The following is a 15,815-nucleotide window of genomic DNA, read 5'->3' on the forward strand; positions in this document are numbered from 1 at the left end:
AATAGAATGAAAATTGAAAACTTTAAATTTAATCCCGAAGCTATTGGAAAAGCGAATTATGTTGGTTCTGAAAAAGCACCAGCAATTGTTGAAGGTAAACCGTTTGATGGAACAAGACATATTGTGATGAATGCAAAACATGGTCAGTTTTCTATCATCACTCCAAAAGATATGGCAACTTATAAAGTAAATGAAGAAGTTGAAGCTATTGAACCATCTTTCTTGGAAGATTATGTAGAAGGTACAAATTTCTCTGCTTCAACTAATGTATTGGCTAAAGGACTTAAACGTGTAGGAGGTAACAAATAATGGCTAAAAATGGACTAGAACTTGGAAATCGTGTAGAAATTTTTTCAAAAAAATATCGTATTTTGAATGATTTATTGTTGAATCCAAAAGAAGTTTTGGGTACTTGTAAATTCATTAAGAATGAAGGCGCTCAATTTGTAAACATTGATCTTGAAACTGGTGAAGGTGACTATGATGGAGTTGAAGTCCTTGTTTATTCAGAAGGTCAAGAAGATGTTATTTTCTTGAAAGTAACTGAACAATCAGAAGAAGAAATTAACGCTTTGAATTTTGGTTATCAAGAAGTTGTTGATTTTGATACTTTGCTTATTGCATATCACGGTATGCGTAAGGCTGATCGTAATCAAGTAGAACCTAACAAGCACCGTTTTGTTTTTGTAGTTGATAAACTTAAAAAAGTTGGTGGTACTCAATCTAAACAAGAGCAGAAACAAGAACAAAAGCAAGAGCATAAAGGCTAGTTAGTAAAGGAGAAAAGATATGGGTTTATTTCCTGCATATAGGGGAATTAAGATCAAGCCTTATATGGTGAATCTTAGATACTTTATCTTTTCTTTTTTCTTTTTGCTGCTTAGTCCTGTGCTTGTATTCTATGGGTATTTAAATTTTGATAAAATCAAGGGTTTAGATATAGCAGCTATTGTGATTCTTGTGATTTTATTGGTAGTATTTATTGTTTTAAGTATTTACCTAACTTGGTTTTCACAAGAAAGGTTCTTTCTTTTCCAAAAGTTAGAAAGATTGTCTAAATTAGCTTTCTTTTTGAAAGAGAATGGCTATACCTATACAAAGAAGGTTAAGCGTGAATCAGGTACTATTGATAAGATTGTCTTTCCTGCTGTCTATATGAAACAGAATCGCTATGATCTTGATGTAGCCTTTAAAATGGCTGGTAACAAGTTTCAAGAGAAATTTAAGAAGATTGGTAGTGAGTTAGAAACAACTTTTTTTATGGACTTTATGGAAGTTCAGGACGATATAAAGTTTAAGACCTATAAACTTGCCTATTCTGCTTTTTTGAATCGTATCAAGGTAACTGATGTCAACTATTCTGATAAGGGTATTCAACTGATGAAGAATCTCTATTGGAATCCTGTTGACGACCCTCATTTGCTAGTAGTCGGTGGTACTGGTGGAGGTAAGACTGTACTTTTAAGAACGTTGATTCGTGCATTGGCAAAAGTTGGTGTTACTGATATTGGTGATCCAAAACAAGCTGATTTTGTGACTATGGCAGAACAGAAGGCTTTTGAAGGTAGAATATTCTATAATTCAGAAGATATTGTAGCTATGGTTGAAAGGGCAGTAGATATTATGTTTGCACGATATGCCTATATTCGTAAAAAACGTGCTGAAAATGGTGATAAGGATATGAAGAAGTATTATGAGTACGGTTTAGAGCCTTATTTCTTAGTATGTGATGAATATAATGCTTTGTTTGCTATGTTAGACTTTCAAACTAGACAGCGTTTAGACAATGCTATGAGCCTATTCTTGCTTCTTGGAAGGCAAGCTGGGTGTTTTGGAATCTTAGCTATGCAGAAGCCTGCAAGAGAAGATTTAGGTTCAAAATTGCAAGCTAACATTAACTTTCGTATTTCTGTTGGACGATTGGACGAGATTAGTTATGATCTAACGTTTGGTGATATCAATAAAAATAAAGAATTTAAGTATGTGAAGTTTGTAGGTGGTAAGCGTGTTTATGGCCGGGGTTATGCTTGTGTTTATGGAGAAGTAGCAAGGGAATTCTATTCACCGTTGCTTGAAAAGAAATTCTCTTTCTATGATGAATATGAGAAGATTGAAAGACGAGAAAATCTTTTCAATCCTTTAGAAAATCCTGAAGCTGTGCTTTCTGAAGAAGAAAAACAAGCCTTACAGGAAGAAATGCAGGCGAAAGAAGAACTAGATAAAGGAACTGTTAAAAAAGCTAGCCCTGAATTGGTTCAAGAATTGCTGTCTAGTAAGCAAAAAGAAAATGAAGAAAATGATGATACTGAAGGTGTCTATCTATCAGACTTTGCTTTAGAAAAAGGTATTCGTTCTAATATTTTGAGAAATGTTATTCAAAAAATAGAAGAACAGGGGACTTATTCATTTGAGCGTAGAGAAGGTAAAATCTTTTTGGATAAAGATTCAGAGGAATTATTTTCAAAAATGATAGATGATAGAGAAGAATCTAATAAAAGTTGGAGTGAGTTAGTTTCCGAATACTTTGGAGATTAACCTTTCCTTTTTATTAGAATAGTGTTGGTGCCCCTTTTTAGGGGCATTTTTTATTAAGTATAGTCCAGCTAAAAATGTAGGTGCAAAGCAGGGGTGAAGCCGTAGGCGAACCCATGCACCGCACCGACCGCATTTTTAGCTGGACTATGTTTATTAACCCACCTATTCTAATAGGTGGGTAACAAGAGTTACAAAATGCACTTCGCACTTACAGCCACGTGCCTTCAAGGTGTGTCCTTTTTGCAATTTCTTGTATCTCTTTTAGTAAAAATAAGGAGTTTTATAGGAGAAATGGACGGAAGAGAGTTAAAAGAGTTTAGAAAAGAACAAAAAATGACAAGAAAAGAATTATCGATAAAGACTGGTATTCCTGTTTCTACGCTAAAGGCTTACGAGAATGGTTATAGAACTTTGAAGAAAACAGATTTTTTAGAAATAAAAAATCAATTTAGCTTGAAAAGATGTGATGCTAATCTTACAAGGTATATGGTGGATTATTTCAGGTTTACACTTCATAATGAAATTGATGTCTATTTTGTTGCGAAAGAATTTTTTGGATTTGATATAATGCCTAAACCTGAAACGACCTCATTTATGAAATATGAACTGTTGTATCGGTATGGAGATATTTGGTTTTTGGGATTTAATTCTTCGTACAGTGAGAATGGAGAAGATAAAAACAGAATTACGGTTCAATTAAGCGGTCAAGGCTGCAGACAGTTAGAAGTCTATCTTGAAAATGAAAATATAACTTGGATTGACTTTATAGAAAAAATTCAGAATCATTATGGAAATGATTTTAGCGTTACTAGGATAGATATTGCAGTTGATGAAATGGTTCAGGAAGATTCAAAAGATAACTTTGATTTATCATCTCTAGTGACTAGATATTATAATCAAGAAATTGTTTCGCCATATCTAAGAAATTTTTCATTTGTTGGTGGAGGTGGATTTGATTTTGAGAATCCCTTAGAAATAGAAAATAGGCAAGGATTGTCAATTTATCTTGGCAGTCGGCAGTCTGAAATGTATTTTAACTTTTATGAAAAAAGATATGAGATAGCAAAGAAAGAAGGGATAAGCGTATCAGATAGCGTAAGGTTGTTTGGGATATGGAATCGGTATGAGGTTCGATTTTCGCAAGGAAAGGCAAGGTCGTTTGTTACAGAAGTTTTAGAAGGTGCTGAGATTGCTGAGTTGACAAGGTCGATATTTCAAGGTGCGATTCAGATTTATGATGGTACTGATGAACATGGTTTTAGAATGTATGATAGCAAGTGGCAAAGTCTTTTTGGAAATGACGAAGCAATCAGACTTTCAGTTAGTCCTGAGCCTTATTCTATAGAAAGAACGATAAGATGGCTTGTTGAGAAGGTTTCTAATTCGTTAGTGTATGTTTCTGAGATTGATCGATTGTTTATGCAAGAGAATATGAAAAAAATAATGAGTTCAGGAGAAATTACTCCACGGCAACGAAAAGAACTAGAATTTCTTCAAAGTCAGTTGGGAGGGATTTCATGATTGAATATAAAGATATTGAAAAGATTGTCTATTTGATTCCTGACAGAAATTTTTATGATGGAGTAATTGATAGTAAGGTTGCTAGAGAGTATCAAGCCTATATTGAGTTTCAATCACAAAAGTACAATCAGACAAAGAGAAAATGTGATTGGGATGAACTGAAACGCTTGAATGTAGAATATGAAAGGTATTTAGCGAATGAAGTTGATGTAAAAAGAAAATTATTGTGGTTTGGGTTGCTAAGAAGGAGTAAAGAAGATATGGAAGAAGAATGTTTAAAGTTGATTGAACGATTTCATTTAGAAAGATGGGTATAAGATATGGAGAAATTTCATGAAAAATTAAAAATGTTAAGGAAGAAAGAGGGATTTACACAACAAGAAGTTGCTGATTTTTTTGGGATACAACAAGCTGTTTATCAAAAGTGGGAAAGTGGAAATCGCAAACCTAGTTATGAGAATTTAAGTCTGTTAGCTTGTATATTTGATGTTTCGATTGATTATTTACTAAGTGATTATTTAGAAATATCAAAAGAAACCTTTTTAAAGTTAAAAAAAGAAAAAGAAGAAGAAAAAAAGAAATTATTTTCAGCAAGACTTAAAGAATTACGTTTACAGCATGGAATTAGTCAAGAAGAATTAGCAGAACAAATCGGAATAAAGCGAAATTCTTATAGTGATTGGGAAAATGGTAAGTGTAAACCTAGTTATGAGAAACTAGAAAAAATAGCTGATTTTTTTGAAATTTCGTTGGATTGGTTGTTTGGGAGAGATAAATGAAAGTGAAAAAACGTTCTCCTTCTTTTTAGTTAAGGATAGGTTATAAAAAAATAGAAAAAATGAATGAAGAGGTAATTGAAATGGCATTACAAGGAAAAGATAAGCAAGTTATTGAATTGTCGAATGAACTTGCTAAAAAATTGAAGGAAAAAGATTTTTCACAATCTTGGTCACTTGCAGGGGAGTTGCATGGGCTTCTTAAGAATGAAGAAGAATTGACTTTATCTTATCAAGTAATTCAGTGTATTAAAAACGATTTGGCGAGTTATTATGATATGAAAAAGGCATACAATAAAGTTGCAAATCGTGCTTTTGCGATTGGAAGCAATTTGGAGCGTAGTGCTTCAATTTAGTTAAAATGGTGAAGGAAGTCAAGTTTGGCTTCCTTTTTCTTTTTGGAAGGAGAAAAAATGAGTATTAAAGTTGTCTATAATAAGTTTTCTGATGTGTGTAAGCATTACACTTTCGGAAAAAAGTTGCTTGATGAACCTGAGAAGATTATTGATCGTTTAAATGAACATTTTGACGGTGTGGAGTTTGGACAGTTTGATGGTTGCAATCCTGACAATGTGTATATCAATTCATTTATAGAAATTGATACGCAGGAAGCATTGATTGAATGTGCTAAGATTTTGAATCATGGAGAATATGACCAGTTAGTCAATGAAGATCGTTTACCAGCGTATGTGGAAGAACATGAAGAAGAAATTACTAGTCGGCTAGAAGATTCTTATATATTTCTTGGTCATAAAGGCGATAGCTGGTACTTTTTGCAATAAAGAATAGCTGGTATTGAATATGGCTTCAAAAGTTTTAATTAAGAATCCAAAAAATGGAAGGCAGGCTTGGTTTAGCTTGCCTTTGTATTTTGGAAGATTGTCTCATGTTGGTTTGACTGGCTCTTATGATGAAACTATTGAAATAGTTGATTATGAGGGTTCAGGCTTTATTGGATATGGTGTATTTACTGTTGCTGATTTGGAACAGTTGAATAAACAAGTGGAAAGTGGTTAAAGGAAGGAGTAAAAGTTACTTTGTATCAAGATGATAGCGAATATAAGAGTTTTGAGAGAAGGAAATTTTGAATTTCTCTGTGAACTGGATATTATGAAGTACAGTCAAGAACAAGTCCTTGAAAGAATGAATGAAAGAGAAATTGACAAAGATAGTTTTTTCATTTGTGGTATTACGGATTGGGAAGTTGATAAAATTATGTCGCTGGACGAGGTTTATTTACTGAAGAAAGCTGTACTGGAGTTGTATGATGGCGACGAGTTCATTGTGAAATTTCAATTGCAGCGCTATGTGCCTGTAACTCAAATTGTGACTACATATTATAGATTTTGTTCTAAAGATGAAGCGCAAACTTTCTTTGAAGTAACAAAAGGATTGGACTATCAATCTGTTGTAAATTATATCTGTGAGACTGGAAGTTGGGTAATAGCTTTTCAGGGATTTGTGGATCAAGGAGAAATCTTGAATACTCCTCAAGGATTTTATAGAAAGGTTAATCTTTGATTTTTGAAGGAAGTAGAAAATAAGGAGTAAAGAAGAAATTGAGGTAATCTATTTGAAATGATAAGAAAATTTAAAAAAAGAGAAAAAAATCAAGAAAGGTTAAAGAAACTTTCTGATAAGAAGGTATACATTCCTAAGAAAATCAATCAAAAGAGTGCGAATCTAATTTTTGGCTCTTTGTTGATTGGTTTTGTGGTCTTTGTAGGTGCTTCTGGAGTTTTATCAATTAAGAATGTATCTAAAGTGAAGGAATTTGAAAAGAATCAGATTGCTAAAGTAGATAATAAGGAAATTGATAGACGACTAGAGCAATTTTTGGATAGCTATGTAAGCTATTATTTCACTTATAAGGCAGGTGAGAAGGATAGTGAAGAAAACGCAAAGCGTTTGAGTGAATTCTATGGAACACCGCCTAGCGTTAAAAATCAGGGACAATCAAAACAAGATATGTCTATTGTGAGTGGTCGTTTGCTGATGGCAAAAGATGGAGTTGCAGTTTATGCAGTGACTTATGATACAAAGGTTGATAACAAGGTTCAACGTGTATCAATCGAGTTTTCAATTCCATACGTTGAAAAAGACGGTCGCTATTATGTTGATGGCTTGCCTTGGTTTGCTCCTGTTACGGATTTTAAGAGTCAGGACGTTGACAAAGAAAAGCAATTGGTTTTGACAGCAAATGACGGTCTGAGTGAAAATGACAGAAAGGATTTGGTTGCTTTTATTGAATTGTTCTTCAAGAATTATACAAGCAGTCAATCGAATCTTGACTTAATCTCAAAAAATATCAAAACAATTGGTGGAGCAACTGTTAAAAGCATTGATTATACCTATTTTGTAAAAGGTAGTGATAAAACACTAGCTTATGTGCAAGTTACTTTTGATATTTTGGGTACAAGTCATAGTGAGAATTTTTCTTTTGAGTTGAGGAAAGATAAAGATAGTTATTTTGTAGATAAAATGGAGCATCAGATTCCATTTGATTATGCAAAGAAAGATAAAAAAGAAAATTAAGGAGAATGAGATAAATGAGTTTTTTTCAGTATTTAGTTGATAAGTTGGGCGTTCCTTTGATTGGATTGTTTGTATTTAGTAAAGCCATTCGTGCTTGGCGAGAAGGAAAGACTTGGGGAATTTTGGTAGCTATTTTGACGGGTGCCCTAATTTTATGGTTCTTGTTAAGTCCAGAAGCTGTATTGAAAGCCCCTGCGATTTTATTTAATAAATTTTTAGAAGTTTTCAAGTAAGCCTATGGAAAAAGAAGAGAAACAATTATTTTCGTATAAGCGTGGTTTTGACCAGCCTATATTCGTAAAAGAATTATCGGATAATTTTAGTTTACCTTTTGCGGTTGAGATGTCGACTTTATTGTATTTTGTCTTTTTTACTCCGATTTTCTTTTTTATTTTGATGTCAGTAGGTTTTCTTGAGTGGGGTTGGTGCTTAGTTGTTGGTTCTGCCTTAGGCTGGCAATTGGGGAAAATTCTGACTAATAATAAAATTGATGGTAAAACGATAGTAATTTATCTACGTGATTACATTTTTTATTTTTGGAATCACGGAAGATACGGCAAAAAGTATTATATAAATAAAGGTAAACGATATGTAAAAATAGAAAGGATTTATCGTGGAAATTACAAGTAATTACTGGGATTTTGCGGACAGTTTGATATTGCGTAAAAATGGTGGTGTTTTTGCAGTCTTTGAAGTTCCTAGTGAGGTTTTGGTTACGATAGACAAGAGGGGACGTGAGCGGTTTAAGCAAACCGCTTTTTCAGCTTTTAGTAAACTATCGGTTTATGGTGATTTTGAATTGCATACGATTCCTATTCCAATAGATTTGTATGAGCGATTTGAACTCTTGCGCCAAGATATTGACCAAGATAGCGGTACAGCGCCTTTAGCAAATTTGATGATGGATAGTCTGCAAGAAAAGATTGAAGATGAGATTGAGTTTTTGTTTGAGTACAAGCATTATATCTCTGTTCCATTGAAATCAAACAATATCAGTCCGGATCTAGTTTCGACTTTAAAAGACAGCATGTCTTTCTACAAAAAAGAAACGTTGAAGTTGTTGGGACTGGGTGAATTACCTCCTTTAAATTGGTATGAGGATTGGCAATTAAAAAAGAATGCTTTAAAAAGTGCCTTGCATCAATTGAGAGTTCGTGAAGTTGAAAAAACGGAGTTGGAGTTTTTAGCTCGTTTACAATTCTTACGAGGTCAATTTTATGACAAGGAAACAGAAGTAGATGCAATTAAGAATTGTATCGATAATATCGATGATACAAATATTTATTTTGAAGATCACAAAGTGTTGCGATTGGAGAATAAAGATGATGATAATTTGGTCGCTTGTTTCCCAATTGTAGACTATCCTAAAAATGTATCTTCGATTCATCTACAAGAAGAATTGCAGTTGCTAGATTTTCCTGTAGAAAGTATCTATAAAGTTGCATTCTCGGCAGATAAGGGTATTTCTTCTTCTAAAAAGAAAGCAAGAAACAAACGTAAAAATTTGGGGAATGTGGTTGCTGAAATTGAGGAAGATGGTGATATTCAACGTTTGGAAGTGTTGGAAGCTCATCAAATGTTAGTTGACTATCAAGAAAAGGTTGAAAGTAAAGAGAAAATGGTTGAATTTCTCCATTTCTTGGTTGTGACTGGTGATGATGAAGATGAGATTGAGGAAAGATATGATATTTTAAGTAAGCTCATAGCTGATTTAGGAGGTTCTCTTGCAAGAGGTTATGCCGATAGATTGTATCTTTTCTACAAAGGTCGCTTTACAGAATTGTTGGATAAAAAACGTGAAAGTTATGTGCAATATACTTCTTTGGAAGGTTTCTGTCAGAATATGTTTTTTGTCACAAAAGAAGTAGGAAACAAGGTTGGCTTCCCCATTGGTCGAATAGATAATGAGATTGCGAGCTGGGGAGGTGACTTTGAGGCAGCTTTACAAGCAAGTAATCGTCTAGTCTTTTCAAACTTGCTTCAGGCGAATAAAATGGGGATTAAGGATAAGATAACCAATAATCCTCATGTTGCTATTACTGGAGCGACTGGAAATGGAAAATCGTATCTAACAAAATTGTTGTTTACCTTGAATAGTTTCTTGAAAATTAAGTCTGTTTATATTGACCCTAAAGCGGAAATGCGAAGTCAGTATATGAAGATTTTGAAGGAGTATGAGGAACAGAATATTTATAAAGAAGTACAAGAGTATATCAAATCAATTCACTTTGTAACCTTGGATATGAAGGAAGATAGAAATATTGGAGTGCTGGATCCATTTGCTTATATTGATGAAAAGACGACCTTGACAGAAATTGCTTCAGTTTTAATCTCGACTGTTTTAGACAAAGAGGATTCTAAGAAATTGAAATCTTATTTGTTGGAAAATATTGATAAGGTCTGGGATAGAAAACAAAATGGCGAAACGGTTGGAATGTTGAATCTGTTTAAGACTTTTGAAGAAGAAAAAGACGAAGATGTAGTACGAATTGGTCGTTATTTGTCAAAAATGGGTGAAAATACCTTATTAAAATTGTGCTTCTCTGATGGCTCTAACAAGTCTTTGCAGTCGGACAATAAGATTACGGTCTTTGAAATCGCTGGCTTGGATATGCCTAAGACTTCTAAGTATGAGGATATGACAGATACTCAATTACGAAGTCTTGCGGTTATGTACGGTTTAACGTTTTTCTGTGCTGATTTTGGAGAAAGAGATAGAACACAAGAAACCTTGCTGTATGTGGATGAGGCTTGGCAAATTTTGTTAACTCCTAGCGGTCGTCAATTGCTGGCGAGAATCAAGCGTACAGGTCGTTCGTTTAATAATTTCTTAGTGTTGGTAACTCAGTCTGTGAAAGATGTTTCAACTGAAGATGATGGTACTGGTTTCGGTACAGTCTTTGCCTTTTCAGAAGATAGTGAGACTTCTTCTATTTTGGAACATCTTAAAATCAAAGAAGATGATTTGTCTAAGGCATGGGTTGAAAATCAGACAATGGGACAATGTATCTTCTCTGATGTGTTTGGTCGGAGAGAAAGAATTACAGTGGATGGTACCATATATGATTCGATAACTCCATTGTATGCAACGGTCACAACAAATCTGAAATCTACAGCTTAGTAAAGGAGAAAAAGATGAAGAAGAAACTAGCTCTGTTTGTTTTTTTACTTTCTATTTTCTTTCCTTTGTTGGCTTTTGCGGATATAGGAACAGTTTCGCTGCCAAATGGCACGTTATCTGAAACTCCAGCTTTTGTGAAGGATAAAACTTCTTCTTCGACAAGTTCATCTAGTTCTAGTGATGGCTTAACGCTTCCCAATAGCGGTAATACAGGTGCAAGTTCTAGTATTGTTAAGCCTAATCCATCTGAAAATAAAGATTCCTTAGAAAAAATCACTGATGATACATTAAGAAGAAGTTCGGATGTTATTGGTGCAAATGCCAATCAAGGTGTTGCTGATAGCGTTAAGGAAACTCAAAGAAAGCAAGAAGAAGAAAAGAAAAAGAAGGAAGAGGAAGAAAAAGCTAATACAAAATTAAGTTATGCCAATTTTAAGACAAAAATGAAGCGCTTGACCAGCTATGTCTATTTTGACAAAGGTTTGTTTGGTCTTGGTGAGGTTGGGAATTACTGGATAAATAAAGTTGTTCAAGCTATTTTCTGGTTCTCTAAGTTTTTGTTTGGAATAATCGTAAGTTTAGTATCTGCGGTTGAAAAAATGACGGATGTATCGCCTTTCTTGAACAAAGTTGTAGAAATGGCAAGTGCTGTTTTCTCTGTTTTGTTTGGGGCAACGACAAAATATATTGCAGGTGTTTTTATGGCTGTCTATATTCTGTCTGTGTGGGTTAAAGGCGGACAAGTTTTCAAAACAGCTTTGAAACTTGGTTTGGTCTTTGCGCTCGTTGGTGGTTTTTTCACTAAAATTTCAATCAATGGCAGTCCTGAGCGTTATCTTCCTATTCATCTATATAATGTCACGGATGAGATTACAAAAGAATTTCAGACGGAGATTGTGAAAAAGGTGGGGACTGTAGATATGTCGATGGCTGAAAGCTATTTTAACTCAACGATTATCCCTGCTTATAAAAACATGAACTCAAAAAAAGATAGTGAGGGAAATTATTATCTTTCGGAGGAAGACTTCCAAGATTTGACCAACTATCAGGAAGGTAAAGGAAATTTCAAGTTATCGGATAAAGAAATAAAAGCCCTGACCAAAAAGAATGACAAAAACGAAACAGAAGATGTCAAAGGACAAAATTTGGTTGATGAATGGTCTGATAAGTTCACTTATGCTTTTACCTCGATTTTTGATGTTGTTGTAGTCGGTATTGTGTATCTTTCAATGGGGTTAGGTCGAGTAGTGATTTTGCTTTCTTATGCCCTATTGTTGTTGATTTCACCATTTGCTTTAATTTTAAGTCTTTTCCCACAATTTAGTCATTATTTTAGTGGTATTTCTAAAAAAGGTATCTCTTTCTTGTTGATTTCGTCTGCTATTAGTCTGGCAAGCGTTATTGTTCCGATTATTTATGGAAATATGTCAAGTTTCATAGAATACTATGGGGGAGGACCTGGTCTTGTAGCAACGTTTTTGAAATGTATTGTGATTTACTGGCTATTTAGGAATAGAGACAACCTTTTATCCTTCCTGAATGGAAAGGGGAATCCTCTTTCTAGTTTGACAAGAGGGCGACTAGGACGTCTAGGGAATGGGATGAACTTGCAAAGGGCAAAAACATTTGCGACGAAGGTTGGAGATAGAGTTCCTAACCGAGTAAAATCCTTGGCAAGAATCACCAAAAACAATGCTCAAAGATGGGTTGGTGATAAGGCAAAACCGTTGAAAAACTGGAATGAAAATCGTTTGGAGAAAAGAAGCAATCTAGCTAAGATGGAAATTCCACAAAATGATGACTATATGGCTCGTAAGATAAAACGTGCGAAGAAAGTTGAATTGAGGAAGGCACATAGACGAGAAATGCTTGACCGAGCCAAGATGAAAGTTGAGTATTTTAAAAACTATGGAGAAAAGGATATAGATAAGAAAAGAGTAAATAAAGAAAATTACGAGACTTTAGAAAATAGAGTACGTGAAAGCATGTATAGAAAGCAGGAAATAAAAGGTCATACACCAAAGGCAAGAACATTTGAAAATGGTGTATGGAAAGAAACGGCTAATTTGCCATCTTTGAAACGTTTGGAACGCAAAGAAAGAATTCGCAAACTACAAAGGAAAAAAGGTAGACTTGGTTTACAAGAAAGGTTAGCTACGTAGATGAAAAAGACTAGACGAACCTTTGCCCTGCTTAGCTTTTTTCTACCGCTGCTTTCTTTTTTGTTTTTGATGCTTCTTCTTGGTGGACTGATTACGAGTTCTGCTGGTGGTTCGTCAGGTAGTACGACTGGAAAGAGAACACGTCTAACAGCGCAAGAAGTGGCTCAAAAAGCGAATATCTCTGTCGAACGTGCAGAAGATGTCATTAAAATTCTAAACTGGCAACTCTCAAAAGAAAAATTCACTTTAGAGGGTTCTAGTGGATCGCTTGCCAATGCAGAAAGAGAAAGTGACTTTGATCCTAAACTAACGAATCCGTCAGGTGGAGTAGCTGGTTATTTTCAATGGTCAGGTTGGGATGGAAATACTATCAATGGTGATAGATGGGCAAATGCAAGTTCACGTACTTTAGATAGTACGGTGGAACTAGAATTAATGTCCTATGAATTGAATCATGGATATAAGAAAGTCAAGGACTATATGCAGAAGGCTACTGATCCTTTTGAAAGTGCCAAGTATTGGTCTGAACATTATGAAGGTGTTTCCTTGTCAGATGGTCAAACCAAGCTAGAAAAGCTGGAGAAGGACAGCAAGAAGTGGTATGAAGTCTTTAAGGGAACGATTGAATCGGATGGCTCGTCTAGTGGGAATGCGATAGCTGGTAGCTTAGATATTGCTCCTGGAGCTGTTGCGATGGAGATACCAAACGGCTATTCCATTGATAAGGAAATTACCAAGGAAGGTTATATCACTGAATCCTATCCTTACGGCGAGTGTACGTGGTATGTGTTTAATCGTGCTAAAGAATTTGGAATACAGTTTGATCCATACATGGGTAATGGTCAGGATTGGGCGCATAAGTCAGGGTATGAAGTAACGAATACTCCTACAAAACATTCTGCTGTTAGCTTCCAAGGTAGGCAGGCAGGTGGTCACCCAACTTATGGTCATGTAGCTTTCGTCGAAGATGTGAAAGACGATGGGTCAATATTGATTTCTGAATGTAATTTTGTCAAAAGTGGACAAGGTACTGGAATCACAGATTATCGTGTATTTAGTGCTGAGGAAGCGAAGAATTTTTATTATGTGATTGGAAAATAGAAAATGAGGAAAAAAGAAATGAATAAGAAATTTGTAACTTTGTTGTCTGTAGCTATTTTGAGTTCGGCAACGACGACTTTTGCGGATACACTTTCGCTTGGTGGTGATAGTACAGTTACGAATGATACGACAAGTATTGTAGCAACTCCATCAACGGAAACAAAACCGACGGAGGAAAAACCGAAGGAAGATAAGTCATCAACGGTTGTGATTGGTGGTGAAAGCGAGAAGCCTATTGATGATAAAACAGGTGGTATTGTTGTAACACCTACGGAAAAAGACAAGTCATCAGAAGCGCCTGCAGAAAAATCAGCACCTAAGGTGAATGATAATTTGGATTTGGGTGGCGATTCTGAGAAACAGCAGGAGAAGGACAATAAAGGTATTGTCGTTGATTCACCTACTCCATCGGAACAGCCGAAAGAAGAAAAACCAAAAGAAGATAAGAAGCCTACTGTAGAAGATACTCCTGAAATTAAGGAGCAGAAACAAAAGGCAGAAGAAAATGTTGGAGTAAAAGAACAAGATACTCCGCAGCCATTGAATGTGACCAAAGAAGAAATTAAGGAAACTCCGATTGAAACCAATACAGGTCATACAGTTGTATCTACGAATCAAGGGAAAGTAGTAGTAGAAACAGAAGAAGGCGATTATCAAGAAAAAGAACCTTATGAAATTGGCGCTGTGAAACAGCAAGATGGAACAATCGCTTTGAAAGATAAAGAAGGACAGCTAAAAGTTCTTCCGAATACTGGAACAGCAAGTACAATCTTTGCGACTATTTGGGGATTTGTAGGTTTGGTTGCTACTGTTTGGGGTCGACGTAAATTGAATTAAGGGAGATAGTATGAAAGAGTTGTTTAGAATTTTGAAAGAATCAGATAAGTTGGGGTATAAACTATCTGCAATTTGTGGAGTAAATTGGCTGGTTGGTCAGTTGTTTAAATGGCAATCTTTAGTATTTGAAATGATAGCGAGTGCCGTTCTGATTAAAAAAATATCAGCAATACTTGAAATTAGTTCAAATTATTTAGGATTTTTAATGATTATTTCCATCTTATCTGTTTCTTTTTCAAAATTACGTTTTGGTGTTGAGAGATTCATTTATTCATTTTTTGGAAGCTTTGTGTTAGTTTCGATTTTTTTAAGCGCATTGGATTTTCCATTTCAAGAGAATGAATTTTCATTATGGATTTTAATGGCTCTTATTAGCGTTGGTATTTATCAGTTTATGAAGTGGTTTCAAACAAAACTATTTCAACGATATTTATTTAAAAATGTCTTAAATAAGGAATATCTTGGAATTAAGAAAATGACGGATCCTTTTCCTCCTGAAATAAATTTCTATGTCGATGCAGGTGAAAGTGATGCAAACCAACGAATGGTTATGATTAATAAACGTGCAGTAAAAGAGACTTATCAAGGAATTGTAGAGTTAAGTTTTTTGAATGTTGAAAGATTTACTGGTATTGCTTATTCTAGAGAAGCATGGAATGGTTTTGAAGCTCCTTTGAAAAAGGGATTTTCTGATGTAGATGAAATGTATCATTTAGTGTTTAGAGTATATCCTTTTGGAAAAGAATTAGATTTTTATTTCAAATTGATTCGATTAGATTTAAGTCGAAGAAAGGCTTTTACAGTGAAAGGTATGAAAGTAAGTTTAGTAAATAATTAAGGTAGGGGAAACCCTGCTTTTTTTGCTGTTTTAAGGAGTAGAAAATGGATCAAGTAGAATTGTTGAAAATGTATGCTGTAAGATTAGCTAAGAGATTGGGAGATAATCAAAAGTGTTTGGAATTTACAGCTAGTCGTGATACTGGTTATGGTATTGAAACGATGACGGCTGAGGTTAGTGAATATGGGAAAATTGTCAGGGTTGTTTATTTTTATGAAGGATGTCACGCCAATAAAAAATTACCAAAAAGAAATTATGCTAGTGTATCTGTGTCAGTTGAGGAATGTTATTCTTTTGATTTCACTAGAGGAGTAGCTTATACTTATTTTCCTGATATAGAAAAATTGTTAGAACAGTTATAACATAATTGAAAATGTGATAAGATAGAA

The 15,815-nt window shown here is 34.6% G+C and carries 19 protein-coding genes; all 19 read left to right on the plus strand.

All coding sequences use genetic code 11. From position 1 onward, the window contains the following. The first annotated feature begins 6 nt into the window (after positions 1-6). Entirely contained in the window at positions 7-309 is a 303-nt protein-coding gene (locus ACIY14_RS07685; RefSeq protein ID WP_084919874.1) for a hypothetical protein, read from the plus strand. Beyond that, positions 309-770 (plus strand): hypothetical protein, encoded by a 462-nt coding sequence (locus ACIY14_RS07690; RefSeq protein ID WP_409002150.1) that lies wholly within the window; start codon positions 309-311, stop codon positions 768-770. The genes ACIY14_RS07685 and ACIY14_RS07690 overlap by 1 nt, the downstream gene beginning before the upstream one ends. A gap of 19 nt (positions 771-789) precedes the next feature. Continuing rightward, entirely contained in the window at positions 790-2,535 is a 1,746-nt protein-coding gene (locus ACIY14_RS07695) for an FtsK/SpoIIIE domain-containing protein (RefSeq protein WP_409002151.1), read from the plus strand. 291 nt (positions 2,536-2,826) lie between these two features. Then, positions 2,827-4,056, plus strand: a complete 1,230-nt coding sequence (locus ACIY14_RS07700) for a replication initiation factor domain-containing protein (protein WP_409002152.1) — start codon at positions 2,827-2,829, stop codon at positions 4,054-4,056. Then, positions 4,053-4,373 (plus strand): hypothetical protein, encoded by a 321-nt coding sequence (locus ACIY14_RS07705; RefSeq protein WP_409002153.1) that lies wholly within the window; start codon positions 4,053-4,055, stop codon positions 4,371-4,373. The genes ACIY14_RS07700 and ACIY14_RS07705 overlap by 4 nt, the downstream gene beginning before the upstream one ends. 3 nt (positions 4,374-4,376) lie before the next feature. Continuing rightward, a complete protein-coding gene (locus ACIY14_RS07710) occupies positions 4,377-4,835 on the plus strand; it encodes a helix-turn-helix domain-containing protein (RefSeq protein WP_409002154.1) in 459 nt (152 codons plus the stop codon). Between the two features lie 80 nt (positions 4,836-4,915). After that, entirely contained in the window at positions 4,916-5,188 is a 273-nt protein-coding gene (locus tag ACIY14_RS07715) for a hypothetical protein (RefSeq protein WP_061417048.1), read from the plus strand. Positions 5,189-5,245: 57 nt separating this feature from the next. After that, positions 5,246-5,614 carry a hypothetical protein gene (locus tag ACIY14_RS07720; protein ID WP_409002155.1) on the plus strand — a complete coding sequence of 123 codons (369 nt, stop codon included), beginning with the start codon at positions 5,246-5,248 and terminating at the stop codon, positions 5,612-5,614. A gap of 19 nt (positions 5,615-5,633) precedes the next feature. After that, entirely contained in the window at positions 5,634-5,849 is a 216-nt protein-coding gene (locus ACIY14_RS07725) for a hypothetical protein (protein ID WP_409002156.1), read from the plus strand. Between the two features lie 30 nt (positions 5,850-5,879). Next, entirely contained in the window at positions 5,880-6,353 is a 474-nt protein-coding gene (locus ACIY14_RS07730) for a hypothetical protein (protein WP_409002157.1), read from the plus strand. Positions 6,354-6,410: 57 nt separating this feature from the next. Beyond that, complete coding sequence (locus ACIY14_RS07735; RefSeq protein ID WP_409002158.1) at positions 6,411-7,367, plus strand: conjugal transfer protein; 957 nt, start codon at positions 6,411-6,413, stop codon at positions 7,365-7,367. A 14-nt stretch (positions 7,368-7,381) separates the two neighbouring features. Beyond that, complete coding sequence (locus ACIY14_RS07740; protein WP_409002159.1) at positions 7,382-7,600, plus strand: TcpD family membrane protein; 219 nt, start codon at positions 7,382-7,384, stop codon at positions 7,598-7,600. A 4-nt stretch (positions 7,601-7,604) separates the two neighbouring features. Further along, complete coding sequence (locus tag ACIY14_RS07745; RefSeq protein ID WP_247918155.1) at positions 7,605-7,997, plus strand: TcpE family conjugal transfer membrane protein; 393 nt, start codon at positions 7,605-7,607, stop codon at positions 7,995-7,997. Then, positions 7,981-10,488 carry an ATP-binding protein gene (locus tag ACIY14_RS07750; protein ID WP_409002160.1) on the plus strand — a complete coding sequence of 836 codons (2,508 nt, stop codon included), beginning with the start codon at positions 7,981-7,983 and terminating at the stop codon, positions 10,486-10,488. Before ACIY14_RS07745 ends, ACIY14_RS07750 begins: the two co-directional genes overlap by 17 nt. A gap of 14 nt (positions 10,489-10,502) precedes the next feature. Further along, the gene (locus tag ACIY14_RS07755) at positions 10,503-12,650 is read left to right on the plus strand and encodes a type IV secretion system protein (RefSeq protein WP_409002161.1); all 2,148 of its coding nucleotides are present in this window, start codon (positions 10,503-10,505) and stop codon (positions 12,648-12,650) included. Further along, entirely contained in the window at positions 12,651-13,751 is a 1,101-nt protein-coding gene (locus tag ACIY14_RS07760; RefSeq protein WP_409002162.1) for a phage tail tip lysozyme, read from the plus strand. Positions 13,752-13,769: 18 nt separating this feature from the next. Continuing rightward, on the plus strand, positions 13,770-14,588 hold the full coding sequence (locus tag ACIY14_RS07765; protein ID WP_409002163.1) for an LPXTG cell wall anchor domain-containing protein: 819 nt from the start codon (positions 13,770-13,772) through the stop codon (positions 14,586-14,588). Between the two features lie 10 nt (positions 14,589-14,598). Beyond that, positions 14,599-15,426: a hypothetical protein gene (locus ACIY14_RS07770; RefSeq protein ID WP_409002164.1), complete on the plus strand. Its 828-nt coding sequence runs from the start codon at positions 14,599-14,601 to the stop codon at positions 15,424-15,426. Between the two features lie 44 nt (positions 15,427-15,470). Then, a complete protein-coding gene (locus ACIY14_RS07775) occupies positions 15,471-15,788 on the plus strand; it encodes a hypothetical protein (RefSeq protein ID WP_409002165.1) in 318 nt (105 codons plus the stop codon). The last annotated feature ends 27 nt before the right edge of the window (positions 15,789-15,815 follow it).

Source organism: Streptococcus sp. ST16, assembly GCF_046098135.1.
GTDB lineage: Bacteria > Bacillota > Bacilli > Lactobacillales > Streptococcaceae > Streptococcus.